This is a genomic window from Virgibacillus sp. GM2-2 (assembly GCF_055329585.1).
The window spans coordinates 23,889-39,196 of record NZ_JBUZWC010000023.1; the positions used below are offsets into that span (position 1 = coordinate 23,889).

Consider the following 15,308-nt stretch of genomic DNA (forward strand, 5'->3'; position numbering starts at 1 on the left):
CATCATGTTAAGTGATAAAAAACTCGAACACTTCAAACAGAAATTGCTAGAAATGAAAAGCGACACAGAAAGTCAAATAGAACGGGGAAAACAGGAAGGTCCAAACGAATCCGCAGGTGAACTTGCTGATTACGATAACCACCCTGCTGATATTGGTACGGAACAGTTTGAACAAGAGCGTGATGCTGGATTAAGGCAGGTGAAGCAAGAACGCCTGCAAGATATAAATTATGCACTAAACAGGCTTGAAAACGGAACGTATGGTGTAAGTGAAATTTCTGGTAAGCCTATCCCCGAAGAACGATTAGAAGCAGAGCCTACTGCTACGATTCTAGTTGAGGAAGCTGATTGATAATCAAATCATAAAAGTACTTTCCGTAAATTTTGGGCTCCTGTAGGGAACTCATCGACTTGATGAGTTCTTTTTTATCGGATTCTAACCGCTTTTGAGGCTCTCATTGACTTGATGAGTTCCCTTTTCATCAGACTTTCACTGTTCTGGGGCTTTCATATACTAGAAGAACAGATATCTTTTAGCGTTAAATTAAAAAATCACAATCATTTATCTAGAAAATTAATCACCCCACAAAAAAACATCCCCTAAATAGAGGATGTTCGGATGAATCAATTTAATTTATTTTAAGCCAAGTTTGCTCTTTTTTGCTCAATCCAACTTCGCATTTTTACAAATATCGGTACAAATAGTAGTCCAACGAAAAGACCTTTAATGATACTAAATGGTACTACTCCAGCATAAACAGCCACCCATTTTGCAGTTGATGACATATCTTCCCATCCCATAAACCATGCATAAGCTGGTAATATTACTAAATAGTTCAATACACTCATCCCGACTGTCATGATGATGGTACCTGTAATCAATCCAGATACAACACTCTTTACACCTTTATATTTATGGTAAAGAATTGAAACTGGTACGATGAACATTACACCAGCTAAGAAGTTTGCAGTAACTCCAATCGGATCGCCTGCACCAGAAACAATTAAATAAAGCATGTTCTTTATTGCTTCTACAGCCACTCCTGCAAGTGGTGAAAAGATTAATGCGGCGATTAATGCTGGCACCTCACTAAAATCAATTTTTAGATACGGTGGTAAAAACGGTAGTGGGAAATTCAAGAAAAATAGTAATAATGAAATAGTCCCAAGTAATGCTAATACAATAAGTTTTGTTAAACGTGATGATTGTTGCATCATCCATCCTCCTTCATCTGTCAATCGATTCACATCTCGTGATGAAGGATGAGCCTATTTCCCAACAAAAAACCCTAAAGCCAACCTAATCGGGGCTTTAGGGTATATATCACCATAGGAAAATAAAGGCGCTTGTGCACCTAAATTTGGCTCGACATCTTCTCCCATCCAGACTGTAACTGTCGGTCCTGGATTTTCACCAGATCAGCCGCTTAGCATAAAGCTTTGCGGGTCACGGACTTAGAACAATAATGCTCCTTACCGTCGGTCGGGAATTGCACCCTGCCCCGAAGATGGAATCGATATTCTGTTATCATATATGATTATACATGTTATTTTATCATTTGAAAAGATGTTTGCTTTAGAAAATTTGGCTTATCGTCAAGACTTTATGGCGAAAGCCCTAGTTGCCCTTATACTGATATCCATAAAAACTTATACTTCCTATCAGTGTAAAAAGAGTGCAGAAGACAACGTCTCCTGCACCAAAAATTTGTTAATTAATCTTCATCAAGATTGATGAATAGTTTTCCTTCAGCTAGTTCTCGAGTTTCATTATTAAAGCTATCTACTGCCTTCACTTCGATAACCGCTCCATCAGCCTTCACACCTCTTGGTACTGTCCAATAGCCAACATAATGGCCATCAGACATTTCCATCATTGGCAATTCAGTTGCATTCGAAACTTGAATACCCATATTGGTAAGTGGCATATGGATCATAAACGTTGCTCGTAAGCCTGGTTCACTTTCGAATTCGATTTTTACGCTCTGCCCCGTTTGTAGATTTTTGTTTTTTGCTGGTAATACATTTTCGATAACAGGGGCAGTGTATTTCACATCAATCGTAATTCTTTTTGATTTTTTATTTCCTGCTAAATCTTTCGCAACAACCTTGATCTTATTTTCACCGTTGTTGAGAAGTATTCGCTTCGAATAGGTGCCATCCTCGTTAACAGTTGCTTTTCGACCATTTACTTTTACAAAATCAAGGTTGGCATCAGAGACAGTTCCTTCTACTGTGACTGTTTCACGATTTGTTTTATCACCATCTTGAGGACTGTCAATTGTTAATTCAGGTGCTTGCGTGTCAAGCGTAACTGTAACTGGATCAGACTCACCAGTTTCTGCTCCATCAAGCAAGGATACTGCTGTAAACTCATTTACGCCTTCTGTTAACTCGATTGGAATTGAAAAAGTACCTTCTTCTCCAACCTCTGCAGTGCCAGCCGCTTCTCCGTTATTTAGTAATTGAACTGTAGTTGTAGGTGAAGCATTACCTTCCACTGTTAGATTAGGGTCATTTGTTATTTTGTCTTCAGCAGGTGAAGTAATAGCTGGATCCTCCACTTCATAACTTACACGAGCTCGAATCATATAATTACCTTCAGCTACAGGCGATTTCGACCATGCCCCTGCAACATATTGGTAACTACGCTCAGCATTTTCACTGCTTTCATCTGTTGCTAAACCTGGTGTATTCGGATTAGGATTTGTTTGAATATACACCATATAAAAGTCACCGTTTACAGTAATGGAATGTTCACTTAGATCAACTACGGTCCATTCATTCAAATCTCGAATCGCTTCTGCTTCGATCGGACCAGCTAGTTTTTTACCAGGCATTCCATCTGGACCTGATGCATCCCAAACCTCTACAGCAAACTCAGTACCACCTGGAGATGGCCAATCTGTTCCGTGGAACTGGAACACACCGTCTGTTACGATAGCAGTATCTTTCCCTTCCGGTAGGGACATTTTTACTGCCCAGCCGTTACCTGCATCATAGAATGCACGTGCGTTTTCAGCTGTTCCGTCATCATAACCAATTTCACCGCCTGGATACGTGTAAAGTGGTTCTAGAACAACATCAACTTCAACATTTCCTTCTTCGAGGTTAACTTCCACTTCTTTTCCAATATAATCACTTGCTAACACTTTTAACGTGTACGTACCTTTATACGCGGTTAACGTGTAATTACCTTCAGCATCCGTTTGTACCGGGGTAACATTCGCATCTTCTACTAGAAGAACGGTCGCACCCTCAATTGGTTCATCCGTTGCCTCATCTGTAATTGTTCCACTAACCGTGTATTGGTCAATTTCCTCTAAAGTGAAGTCTGCCTGAGCAACTCCATCTCTTTCAATTGTTACCGTTTGTTGTTCTGATTCAAATCCATAAGCTTCCGCTTGTACTGTGAACTCGCCAGCAGCATGCATCAGCGAATATGTTCCATCTTCTGGATTTGTATTTACGGAACGACCACTTTCCAACACACTTACTTGCGCACCTAACGGTAAGAGTGTAGGATTAATAGTGTCCTCTTCGACGGGAGGATTCTCTTTTTTAGGTAGTTTCGGGCTAATTTTGTCCGGATCTACCTTTTCTTTTAATCCAGCTTTTTCATTGCTTTTAATAACTCCAAGGCTATTGTTGCCGTGTTTGCCTTTATTATTATGGGCTTTCTTCTTTCCGTTATTTTCTTTCTCTTTCTCTTTCTTATCTTTGTTTCCTTTTAGTGATGCTTTACTACTTGTTGATGTGTCTGAAAGAACTACATCATCAATGTAAATTCCTTCCCTCGTAACACTTGAATCTGAAGTAAGATTGAAGCCAATGTAGATTCGTTGACCACTATATTCAGATAAATCTACTTCAGCATCTTGCCATTCAGTAGTGGTACCACTCATCTCCACTAATTGTGTCCATTCTTCTTGGTCTGTAGAAATAAACACGTGACCGAAATCATATGCTCTTCCAGAGTCATATATTTCTAGATCATGCCACATATTAAACTGCAAATAAGCATTACCTTCTGGTAAATCAATTGGTGGCATCACAAGTGTTGCGTTTGTACTATTTTCATAGTCACCATCAAGGTTTGTTGCATATACTTTCTCACCTGATGCTGCATTGCCCGGTCCAGATGTTGGTGCGCCCCACTCCCAGCTATTATTTTCACCGAAAGAAGTCCAACCAACTGGAGTTGATTCAAAGTCCTCTGCATACCCTGTAGAAATTCCAGGCATTACAGTAACAACATACTCCTCACTTGATACTTCATTGTTACCAAAGTCATTCATTATCCATTTGTATGTTAGTGAATCTCCGGAAATTTGATCGCCAGGGATTGTTGCAACATACTCACCAGATTTATAATCACCTGATGCGCGGACAGCTTCCACGGCTTGCCATTCCCCGTTCGTATCCTGGTACATTAACTCTACAGTTGAAACGCTAATGTTATCATTAACTTGAATGGTTAAATCTAAATCCATTCCAGCATAGGTTTCTGTTGGTGCGGAATGCTCAAATGTAGGTGCTTCACTATCTTCTCCTTGCTTCGTAACTTGTCCTTTAAGGGTTCCAAGTCCATTTACAATGGAGTTGACTGCTGCATATGCATTGACAAGCCCATAACCATACCCATTATTAGGGGAATCTGGATATTCTTCATCAGTCAATGGTGTTGCAGTGTTAAGTAATATCTCCTCCATTTGATCAACGGTTAAACTAGAATCTACTTGTCGTAATATCGCCGCTGCACCTGCAACAGCTGGACCTGCCATAGATGTTCCATTCCAGCCACCTTCATATCCGCCTCCTGGTACAGATGAACGAATATTTACTCCAGGCGCTGATATATCTGGCTTAATTTCATCATACGGAGATGGACCTTCTAATGAAAAGCTTGCCAAATTATCATTTATATCCGTTGCTCCAGTTGCAAATGATTCAGGATAATTTGCTGGTGTCGCAATAGATCCTGGTCCACCTGGATTAAATAGGGTTGTATTTCCAGCTGAAAACTCAGGAAAAATATTAGCTGCTCGCCAATTAATGACGACATCTCGATACCATTCGTCAAGTCCTGATCCACCGCCCCAAGAATTGTTTACGACATCAGGAGCCAAATCTACACGAGCATTGCCCTCCGAATCCGTTGGTGCCATTATCCATTCAGCTGCTTCCAGAAGGTCAACATCAGTACCTCCATTCGCTGTAAATGCTTTTACAGCAATAAACCTAGCACCAGGAGCTACCCCAATTTGATTCGACCCATCTGGTTCACCACCTACCATTGTTCCAATAGTATGTGTACCATGACCGAGATCATCGTATGGTTCTGGTTCACCTGCCGTAGCATCAAACCAATTGTAGTCATGATCAACGGTGTCAGTAGCTGCATCGTATCCACGGTAATTATCCTTTAATGCAGGATGATCCCATTGAACACCTGTATCAATACTAGCTACAACCGTTCCAGTACCATCAAATCCCATCTCCCATACTTGCGGAGCATTTACACGATTAACGTTCCATTCAACATTAGCAACTTCTGACTTAGGTGTTTTAGCATTCTTGGTTTTAGTCGTAAATAGTTGTCTTGTTTCATTCGGTAGAATTTTTTCTACCTCGTCAAAAGATGCGATTTTTTGTGCAATTTCCTTTGTCGCAGTAACTGCCATTCCATTTACGATAAAATACGAATGGAATTTTTCCACATTCCCTTTCTCTACCTGTTGCTCCAAATAGCTTTTAACATTTTGTTGTGAAACAAAGGATGTTGTTTTTAGTTCAGAAATAACAGCAGATCGTTGAACAAGTTCAGCTTTTTTAGCTGATAATTTTTTTGATTCTGCTTTGTTTCGTGCCTCTTTTGCTACTTTCTTTGATTCTGCTTTTTCCTTGAACTTTACTAAAAATGTTACTTTTTCACTCTCATTAAATTCTTCTACTAAACGGTTACTCACTTTTGCCTTTGCAACAGCCTTTGAGTCATGTAGCGATCGATATAGTTTATCATTTGTCTCAGCAATCGTAATTCCAGGTGCAATCAGCGAGATCAACATGAGTATCGATGCTACAATACTGAACACTCTAATCCTACGTTGTTTCTTGTTTCTCAATTTGTTTCCTCCTCTCGAATTTTGAAACCACGTACGTTAACCCTTATACGAAGCATATAAGGGTATAAAAAAAACACCCCTCGCCTCCTTTACTAAAAAATGTTTAGTGTAGGTCCCAGCTGTCAGTGGTGCCGTTTGTCGAATCTAAGTTGTTAGAGAAACTATATAGGAATAAATTTGAAATAGTTGTCATAATTTGTCGAATAAAATCGTAGTTTTATAAATTGATAGAATTGTACCATAGCGTATTTGGGAACATACAGACGTTTCTACCTAGAAACCGATTCGATTCACCAAATAAGGTTATTCTACAAGGTTTTCTTATATATGACATTCGATCTATATTTGACAATTTTTTTATGAAGTAAGAAAAATAAGTCCTAACACCCATGTTACAAAATAATTAAAGTTAAATTTCAGTTTTGTTAAATATTTCTAGTTCCATTTACATTGATTTCCAGTAATCTATTCTCCATCAGACCAACAAAAGACACAGAGATCCAATTCATTACAGTCTTATGACCTAGCATACAAATACCAGGCACCTTAGTTACAATAAGTAACCGAGTACCTGGTATGGGTTGTTAGTTGATTAATCTTCTAAAGGATTTAAACTTTCTTCTCCAGTTAGGTTAGCGATCATCGTAACGAGCAATTCGATTTCTTCGTCTATGTCCTGGAAGCTTGCCGTTTCAACAGGAGAATGCATATACCGTAGTGGTAACGAAACGAGTGAAACTGGCACACCGCGACCAGTCAAACGCATTTTATCGGCGTCAGTACCAGTCATTCTTGGTGTTAATTCATATTGTACATCCATCTTTAAGCTTTTTGCGGTCTTTTCTAGTAATTTGTTAATTTTAATGTTGATGGGAGCACCTTTCGCTAGTACTGGTCCACCTTCTAATCGTACGTCACCATGCTTATTCTTATCTACTGCAGGATAATCTGTTGCAAATGTAACATCACAAGCGATAGCCATTGTTGGTTCAATACCGGCTGCAGCAAAATATGCGCCGCCCATGTTAGTTTCCTCATTTACTGTACTTGCAGCGTACACGCCAACGTTACAGCCTTTACTTGCTAATCGTCTCAATACCTCTGCTACAATAAATGAACCTGTGCGGTTATCGAGACCACGACCTGCCACATAACGATCCATCAAAATTTCTGGTTCTGTTTTATAAACAGCTAGATCACCAATTTGAACGTATTTTTCCATTTCTTCCTTAGACTTACATCCACAGTCAATGAACAAATCCGCTAAATCGAAATCATTTTTCAGGCCACCATGATGCTGTGCATTTACCCCAATGACACCAGTCACTGTTTTTTCATAACCAAGGACGGTGACCTTCATCCCTACTGCTGCTTTCGGATTAATTCCTCCCATTTTATCAAAATGTAAATATCCGCTTTCATCGATACGATTTACAACGAGCGCTATTTCATCACAATGGCCCGCTAAAAGAATCTTAAATGGAGCATCTGGGTTTAGAACACCAATTGCATTACCTGCGTTATCTGTTCGAACTTCATCTGCAAAGTCTTTCACATAGGTAATCCATTTTTTCTGAATCTCCATTTCATTACTAGATGGAGATGGCGTTTTTAATAGTTCGAGTAAAAATTTTCGATTTGATTGTTCCATGAATATTCCTCCTACATTATGTATTAAAGTGATTCCATAATCATCATAGCAAATTTTAAAGCTAAGAGCACTTTTGTTTACGAAGTCAGTCAAGTTGGGTAGACTCTTACAAAGAACCTGTTTTAAAGGAGTAGTGAGCATGACGTTAAATGAATGGTTTGAAAAAGGTATGTCAGCTGATGAATATATCGAATCGATGGAAAAGCATAAAGATAGTTTGTTACATATTTATGATCACTTCGCTGTGCCAAATGATGAAGCATTTTTGCAAAAAACTCGTGATAAAAAGCTTCGTGTTATCGTTTTAACAGAGGATTGGTGTGGTGACGCGATGCTTAATATTCCAATCCTGCTACGGATAGCTGAGCAAACAAATATGGACGTATCGGTATTACTTCGTGATCAAAACTTAGAGTTAATGGATCACTATTTGACAAACGGAAAATCCCGTTCCATTCCTATTTTTGTTTTTATTGACGAAGATGGTAAAGAAGTCACAAAATGGGGACCACGCGCCGAAAAGATTCAACAATATGTAACAGATGCACGATCGGAACTTCCTGATAAAGATCAAGATGGCTATCAAGAAAAGCTTCAGGAAATGCTATTATTTATAACAAAATCATTCCGAGATAATACAGACTTTTGGAATGATGTATATTCCAGTATACGAAAAACATTGAATTGATATTTAGGACATCTACAATTAGCTTGTAGATGTCCTTTTGTTTGAACTGTTTCCTTAAAAAGCGTTGTTATTACGTAAAATCCATAAACTGCGAACTAAGTAGGTGCTATGTTGATTTCCGCTGCGGACAGTCGCTTTCCGCGGGCGGCTGGTGAGCCTCCTCGTGCTTGTCTAGTTGCGGCTCCTAGCGACTATCAAATAGTTAGTCAGGATGAACGTAGGAAAAAATCACCCTACTTTTCACCTGCCTATCTATTTGTACGTCGCTAAACAGTCGCCTCCACTTTTCGTAATCGCACTCCGGGGTCTCACCTAGGCCTATTAATCCCGCAGGACAAGGAATGCTTCCCTGAAACAACATCGCACGCAGAAAAAGTGACCTTCTTTTTCAAGGAGTCGACTGCCCTCCGCTCCAATCAACATCCACGTTAGCGGAGGAAAAACACGAAGACTCCTGTGGGAGCAGAAGCCTAGATGAGACCCCGCAGAGCGTATGCTCGAGGAGGCTCATCAGCTGCCCACGGAAAGCGTAGTGTTTTTCCGTAGCGGTCGACGCAAGCAAGAATTTTCTCTAGTTCGTAGTTTCCCTCAACTGTAAAACTAATTCAAAGGGGCGGTTTGATATCGGACTGAGGATGCCTTATTTACCTTTTTTACCTTTATTTTGAGGATTAACGGACACACGATGCCTTATTCAGCTAAAAAACATGATTTTCAACTGTTTTTACCCAAATAAGGAATCCTGAGTCCGATAACAACCGCATTTACCCTTATTTTACCCAAATAAGGGATCGTGTGTCCGCTAGCTGACATCCTGCATGCAATCTTTCCAGTGCGGTCGAAAATGTTACTTCACTAGCTTTGCCGGCAGCGGAAATCAGCGTTGTTGTTACCATAAACATGAATTTTCACTAGTTCGCAGTTTACTTCAATATGAACAGAGAACCACAAAATTACTAAAATACAGTTTGTTTATTTGTATTATAGTTGTCCATACTGAATAGAAATAGTAAATTACTTGTTAACTGAAAAATAAACAATAAAGGTGAGCACCATGCGTATAGAACTCATTAAAAATATGTATTTTAGAATGCCGATCATACTTCGACTGTTGATTGCAGTGTTCATCATCATGATAGCTTTTGGCACAGTTATTCATTTCGTGGAACCAACAGAATTCACCACAATTTTTGATGGTGTTTGGTGGGCGTTTGTAACAGGAGCAACCGTTGGCTATGGTGATTTTGTACCGCAAACTACCATTGGAAAAATTATTGGTATTTTACTCATTCTTTCTGGCGGAGGACTGCTTACGTTTTACATTACTACCGTTTCAACTGCGACATTTAAGCATGAAAACAATTTATCAAAGGGAAGAGTAAACTACAAAGGGAATAATCAAATTATTATTATTGGGTGGAATGAACGCACAAGGCAATTAATTGACATGATCCATGCAATGAATCGGCATACTGAAATTGTATTAATCGATAACAGCCTTCAGCATTTCCCGTATCAGGAGATACCGGTTCATTTCATTCATGGTGATGCTAGTGAAGATGGGACATTGTTAAAAGCAAATGTGGAAGTTGCAAAATCAATTTTAATCACGGCAGATACCTCACGGAAGGAAAAAGTAGCTGACCATCATACAATATTAACAACGGTAGCTATTCGCGGTAATAACCAATCGGTTCCTATTACAGCAGAAATACTATCTGACAAACAATTAGATAATGCGTTACGCGCTGGTGCTACTACAATTGTTCGACCAAATGATTTATTAAGTAGTTTGCTTTATCACGAACTATTCTTTGCTAAAAAGGGAAACCCATCTGAGCTGATTGCAAATCTCTTGGAAAACCAAGAGTTTGTTAAAAAACAGCTCCCGACCCGACTAGAAAACAAATCATTTAAGGAAGCGTTAGCCGCGTTTTCAGATGAACAGCAGCTATTACTGGGTGTAATCCGGAAGGGTGAATGGAAACTAAATCCCGCTCCTGATTTTTTATTAAAATCAGGAGATGTGGCATTATCATTGTCCGCTTGGGATAAGTAGTTTTTCCACTTTTTGAACCATTTCTTTGCCAACCTCAATGTACTCTGGTGGCATGTCTCCATCAGGGTCTGTTGGCGCCTGAAACTGATCAACTGCTCCGCGAATTGCTCCACCTTTAGCTGTTTCGTCAATTCCTTCCCTGTACTCATGAGCAAGCAAGAAAGGTCGCTCTACTCGCACGGTAACGCCAGGGTAATCAAGCGATCCTGCCACAGCATAGAACGGGATTCGTAAATAATAGTACGTATCTTTGTTATCCATTAAATAATCAAAATAACCACTATCGTAATCCCAGCTTGATCCAATAACAAACCCTTCTGGCTTTAATAACTCTTCTAAAACGTATAATGAAAACACTGAATTTTCAACACTAGACTCTATTGGAACCATTTTCATCATCCTCTCATAAGTTTTGCTTGAATTAATAAGATGTGTTAAAATATTATATTGTGTAAAAAGAATCGAATAAAGGTATAGGAGTTGTTCAGCATGACAGACAAGTTTGAAACTGGTCAAGTTATTGAAGGAAAGGTTACAGGAATCCAACCGTATGGTGCATTTGTCGCTTTAGACGAAGAAACACAAGGTTTGGTTCATATATCTGAAGTAACACACGGTTATGTGAAAGATATTAATGATCACTTATCAGTTGGTGATGATGTTAATGTAAAAGTTTTAAATGTAGATTCTGATAAAAATAAAGTATCATTATCTATCCGCGCTACTGAAGAAGCACCTAAGAAACAAGCAAAAGCACCTAGTAAACAGGCTACGAAACAGCAAGATACTTCAGCAGGTTTCAACACATTAAAAGATAAATTAGAAGAATGGATTGAACAATCAGAAGAACGTGAAGAAACGTACAAGAACTAATCCAACTTCTTTAAAAAGGGCTACTCACCATTTCTAAGGGGAGGGCCTTTTTTTAACCTTTATTCTTCATTGCTATTTTTTCCCCATTACTGATTAATATGCATGCTCATTCTTGATTTCAATTCATGATTTCAGGTAAAGTGTAAAGGAACCAAAGTCAAGGAGGTAAAACATGACACACATTACTTTTTCATATAAAAAAGCTATTCCATTTTTGGATGAAAATGAACTAACGAACATGAAAGATTATGTATCATTGGCGCACAAAAAATTACATAATAAAACTGGTGCTGGAAATAATTTTCTAGGCTGGCTTGACTTACCGAATAACTACGACCAAAAAGAATTTCAACAAATTAAAGAGAGTGCTGAAAAAATCCAGCAGGACTCGGACATTTTACTTGTCATTGGAATTGGGGGATCTTATCTTGGTGCACGTGCCGCAATCGAAATGTTGAATCACTCATTCACCCATTTATTGGAGAAGAATAATGCACCCCAAATTATATTTGTTGGACATCAAATGAGTTCGACGTATATTCACGATCTCTTAGAAGTGATTCAGGATAAAGATGTATCCATTAACGTTATTTCTAAAAGTGGAACTACTACCGAACCGGCTATAGCTTTTCGAATTTTCCGGAGTTTCTTAGAGGAAAAATACGGTGTGGAGGAAGCCAGAAAGAGAATCTATGCCACTACGGATAAAGAAAAAGGAGCACTAAAAAAACTTGCAGAAGTGGAAGGTTACGATACATTTGTCATTCCAGATGATGTTGGTGGTCGATACTCTGTCCTTACAGCGGTAGGACTCTTGCCAATAGCTGTGAGTGGAATCTCAATAGATGAGATGATGAATGGTGCCGAACAAGCTAGAAAGGACTTAGCGGTAGAGGCACTAGATAGTAATCCTGCCTATCAATATGCTGCAGTTCGCAACTGTCTATATAACAAAGGAAAAACAATTGAAATGCTTATAAACTATGAGCCTCAACTTCAATATGTATCTGAATGGTGGAAACAATTGTTTGGTGAGAGTGAAGGTAAAGATCAGAAAGGTATTTTTCCTGCATCAGCCAATTTCACAACTGATCTTCACTCATTGGGTCAATATGTACAAGATGGTAGACGTGATTTATTTGAAACGGTCTTACACGTAGGTTCGTCTAACAAAGAAGTTCTCGTAAAAGAGGATAAACAAGATTTGGATGGACTCAATTATTTAACTGGAAAATCACTTCATGAAATTAACGATAAGGCGTTTCAAGGAACGATGCTAGCACATAATGATGGAAATGTCCCAAACCTTGTTATTGAACTACCTAGATTAGATGCTTATACGTTTGGTTACATGGTATATTTCTTCGAAAAAGCATGTGCCATAAGTGGCTACTTGCTAGGTGTAAATCCGTTTGATCAACCTGGTGTTGAGGCTTATAAACGAAATATGTTCGCATTACTCGGAAAACCTGGCTATGAAGATGCAAAAAAAGAATTAGAAAAACGTCTCTAAAAAAATGTCAAAATGTGTTTATAAAGTGAATAAACGGGTAATACTAAAATTGTAAGACTTTCTCGTATTCCCCCTGTGAGCAAGGCGTTTAACGCTTTGCTTTTTTTTGTACTGATACTAGAACGTACAATTATTCAAGGAGACTTTAGCCCATCTATTATCTTACCCTAATCCTCTTTGTAGTCATGAAGAGGGGTTTTACTGCCCGTTAAGGCAGGATAAAAATCTCTTAAACCCAATTCTTGCGCTTCATTCAATTACTTCGATATACTTATTGTAGGGAGGTTTTTTTATGCCAAATTTTACTGAAGTACATAATCGTAGAGAGACTCGTTCTGTAAAATGGGATATGCTGCAAGACTTTTTTAATTCGGAAGATGTCCTTCCAATGTGGGTTGCTGATATGGATTTCCAAACTCCCAGGCCCGTTATAGAAGCATTAACTAATCGAGCTAAACATGGGATTTTTGGCTACACAATCCTAGATAACCCAGTTAAAAATACGATTGCAAGTTGGTTAGAAAGACGACACCATTGGTCAATTAAGATTGATTGGTTATCATTTAGTCCTGGTGTTGTAGCCAGTCTTCATATGGCGATACAAGCCTTTACCGAACCTGGTCATAAAATACTTATTCAAACGCCTGTTTATACCCCTTTTTATACTGTTATTAAAAAACATGGCCGAGAAGTAGTGAAGAACGCATTGGAACGAAAGGACAATTTCTATCAAATTGATTTCGATGATTTTGAAGAAAAAATAAAGAGCGGTGTAAAAGCATTCGTTTTATGTTCACCACATAACCCGGTTGGAAGAGTATGGACAAAAGAGGAGCTTCGCAGGATGGCCGATCTTTGTGTTAAGCACGGTGTATTAATGATTAGTGATGAAATTCACTGCGACTTAACTTTTCCAGAACATCCCCATACTCCTTTAGCATCACTATCTGATGAGATTAGTCAAAACACAATTACATTTATGTCGCCTTCAAAAACATTCAATCTGGCTGGATTACAGGCTTCTTACGTCGTAACAAAAGATAAAGAAAAAAGAACCCAGCTAGACACTCAGTTTGCAAATCATGGCCATCACATGTTAAATACAATGGGAAATGTTGCGATGGAAGCTGCCTATTTATCTGGTGACGAATGGCTAGACGAATTGCGTAATGTATTAGTAGATCATTATAAGTATGTAAAAAACGCGTTTCATGAACAAACTGACTCTATTCGAGTGATTGATTCTGAAGGAACTTACTTATTATGGATTGACTGTAGTAAGCTAGGATTAGATGATAAATCCTTGAAGACGTTTATGATAGAGCAAGCACGGGTTGGTCTAAATGCAGGAATAGAGTATGGCGAAGAAGGCAAACAGTTTATGCGAATGAATATTGCGTGTCCACGTTCTACACTTGAAGAAGGTGTCAATCGTATTATTCATGCCGTCAACGACAAATAATTCACTTTCTTTATTGTCACATTTCTAATAGACTTTTGTTAGTGTACAAAAGAAGTAAACACGACGTTTAGCTGACGTGGTGTGTTTCAGTAGCGGTAACTCAGCCTTAATTAATTTAGTTCGCAGTTTACCATTTATGAAATTAAGACGTAACAAAATCTGCGAAGATAATCTTGTTTAAAAACAACTACGTATACCAAAAAACGGTATACGTAGTATTATTTTTCTGCTTTTTTCTGGTCTTCCACACCTTCTGTAGGATCTGATGGCGACTCTTGGCCTTTATCTGATTTAAGTTTTATTTCTCCACACATCACACGTTCACCTGAATCTCCACTTGGTTGGCTGTGTCCATCATCAGGGCCACTGTGAATAACAAGTGATTTCCCGCCATTTTTAAATAGAGATGTTTTTCCCTCAAGCATAGTAGCTCCAGCTAACATTAACTCGACATCCACAAAGCCACTAGGATCAGCTTCTATATTCGGCAAATCACCGACATGCGGACCTTTTGCATTCAGTAAGCCATGTTCTTTACCTTCAGGATTAAAATGATTCCCAGCACTTTTAAAATCTGGTCCCTCACATTTCGGAAATTCATGAACATGAATTGCGTGTAATCCTGGTTCCAACCCTTCCACTTTCACTTTAATACCGACGCCCTCCGGTTGTTCCTTTAGTTTAGCAGTACCAACCTTATCGCCCGCTGGATTATACATATCAACCTTCATAGTAGTTCGTTCCTCATTTTGGCACCCAATTAAAGCAACCAGTAGGAATAACATCATACCTTTTCGTAGCATTCTGATCCTCCATTGCTGTTTTTTTATTAGTATCAACCAATTTGCAACAAAATAATCAGGTGCCAAAGAGTTCATTATGTAAGAAAAGCGCAAGCGCCCGTTTAGAAGCGGACGCATAAGCAAGGGACCGTAGA

The 15,308-nt window shown here is 38.8% G+C and carries 11 protein-coding genes and 1 riboswitch; of the genes, 6 read left to right on the forward strand and 5 right to left on the reverse strand.

Annotated elements, in window-relative coordinates; translation table 11 throughout:
* Positions 1–4 precede the first annotated feature (4 nt).
* Positions 5–352, forward strand: a complete 348-nt coding sequence (locus ACY9Z2_RS18005) for a TraR/DksA C4-type zinc finger protein (RefSeq protein ID WP_463611055.1) — start codon at positions 5–7, stop codon at positions 350–352.
* A gap of 287 nt (positions 353–639) precedes the next feature.
* On the opposite strand, the gene ACY9Z2_RS18010 is transcribed toward ACY9Z2_RS18005, so the two are convergent.
* The 3 genes from ACY9Z2_RS18010 to ACY9Z2_RS18020 form a co-directional block, all read right to left on the reverse strand.
* Positions 640–1,215: an ECF transporter S component gene (locus ACY9Z2_RS18010; protein ID WP_463611056.1), complete on the reverse strand. Its 576-nt coding sequence runs from the start codon at positions 1,213–1,215 to the stop codon at positions 640–642.
* Positions 1,216–1,367: 152 nt separating this feature from the next.
* A riboswitch (FMN riboswitch) is annotated at positions 1,368–1,514 on the reverse strand.
* 201 nt (positions 1,515–1,715) lie between these two features.
* Entirely contained in the window at positions 1,716–6,125 is a 4,410-nt protein-coding gene (locus ACY9Z2_RS18015; protein WP_463611057.1) for a S8 family serine peptidase, read from the reverse strand.
* Positions 6,126–6,717: 592 nt separating this feature from the next.
* Positions 6,718–7,776: a M20/M25/M40 family metallo-hydrolase gene (locus ACY9Z2_RS18020; protein ID WP_463611058.1), complete on the reverse strand. Its 1,059-nt coding sequence runs from the start codon at positions 7,774–7,776 to the stop codon at positions 6,718–6,720.
* A gap of 139 nt (positions 7,777–7,915) precedes the next feature.
* Between ACY9Z2_RS18020 and ACY9Z2_RS18025 the strand changes: the two genes are divergently transcribed.
* Together ACY9Z2_RS18025 and ACY9Z2_RS18030 are read left to right on the forward strand one after the other, a co-directional pair.
* A complete protein-coding gene (locus ACY9Z2_RS18025; RefSeq protein ID WP_463611059.1) occupies positions 7,916–8,464 on the forward strand; it encodes a thioredoxin family protein in 549 nt (182 codons plus the stop codon).
* Positions 8,465–9,518: 1,054 nt separating this feature from the next.
* Positions 9,519–10,523, forward strand: a complete 1,005-nt coding sequence (locus ACY9Z2_RS18030; protein ID WP_463611060.1) for a potassium channel family protein — start codon at positions 9,519–9,521, stop codon at positions 10,521–10,523.
* Here the strand turns inward: ACY9Z2_RS18030 and ACY9Z2_RS18035 are convergent.
* Positions 10,500–10,913, reverse strand: a complete 414-nt coding sequence (locus ACY9Z2_RS18035; RefSeq protein WP_463611061.1) for a YugN-like family protein — start codon at positions 10,911–10,913, stop codon at positions 10,500–10,502. The two genes, ACY9Z2_RS18030 and ACY9Z2_RS18035, sit on opposite strands and share 24 nt — an antisense overlap.
* A gap of 99 nt (positions 10,914–11,012) precedes the next feature.
* Here ACY9Z2_RS18035 and yugI point away from each other — a divergent pair, with 99 nt between their 5' ends.
* The 3 genes from yugI to ACY9Z2_RS18050 all read left to right on the forward strand — a co-directional run bounded on the left by yugI (position 11,013) and on the right by ACY9Z2_RS18050 (position 14,371).
* Entirely contained in the window at positions 11,013–11,396 is a 384-nt protein-coding gene (yugI, locus tag ACY9Z2_RS18040) for a S1 domain-containing post-transcriptional regulator GSP13 (protein ID WP_463611062.1), read from the forward strand.
* Positions 11,397–11,568: 172 nt separating this feature from the next.
* Positions 11,569–12,909 carry a glucose-6-phosphate isomerase gene (locus tag ACY9Z2_RS18045; protein WP_463611063.1) on the forward strand — a complete coding sequence of 447 codons (1,341 nt, stop codon included), beginning with the start codon at positions 11,569–11,571 and terminating at the stop codon, positions 12,907–12,909.
* A gap of 292 nt (positions 12,910–13,201) precedes the next feature.
* Entirely contained in the window at positions 13,202–14,371 is a 1,170-nt protein-coding gene (locus ACY9Z2_RS18050; RefSeq protein WP_463611064.1) for a MalY/PatB family protein, read from the forward strand.
* A gap of 218 nt (positions 14,372–14,589) precedes the next feature.
* On the opposite strand, the gene ACY9Z2_RS18055 is transcribed toward ACY9Z2_RS18050, so the two are convergent.
* On the reverse strand, positions 14,590–15,174 hold the full coding sequence (locus tag ACY9Z2_RS18055) for a superoxide dismutase family protein (RefSeq protein ID WP_463611065.1): 585 nt from the start codon (positions 15,172–15,174) through the stop codon (positions 14,590–14,592).
* Positions 15,175–15,308: the final 134 nt, after the last annotated feature.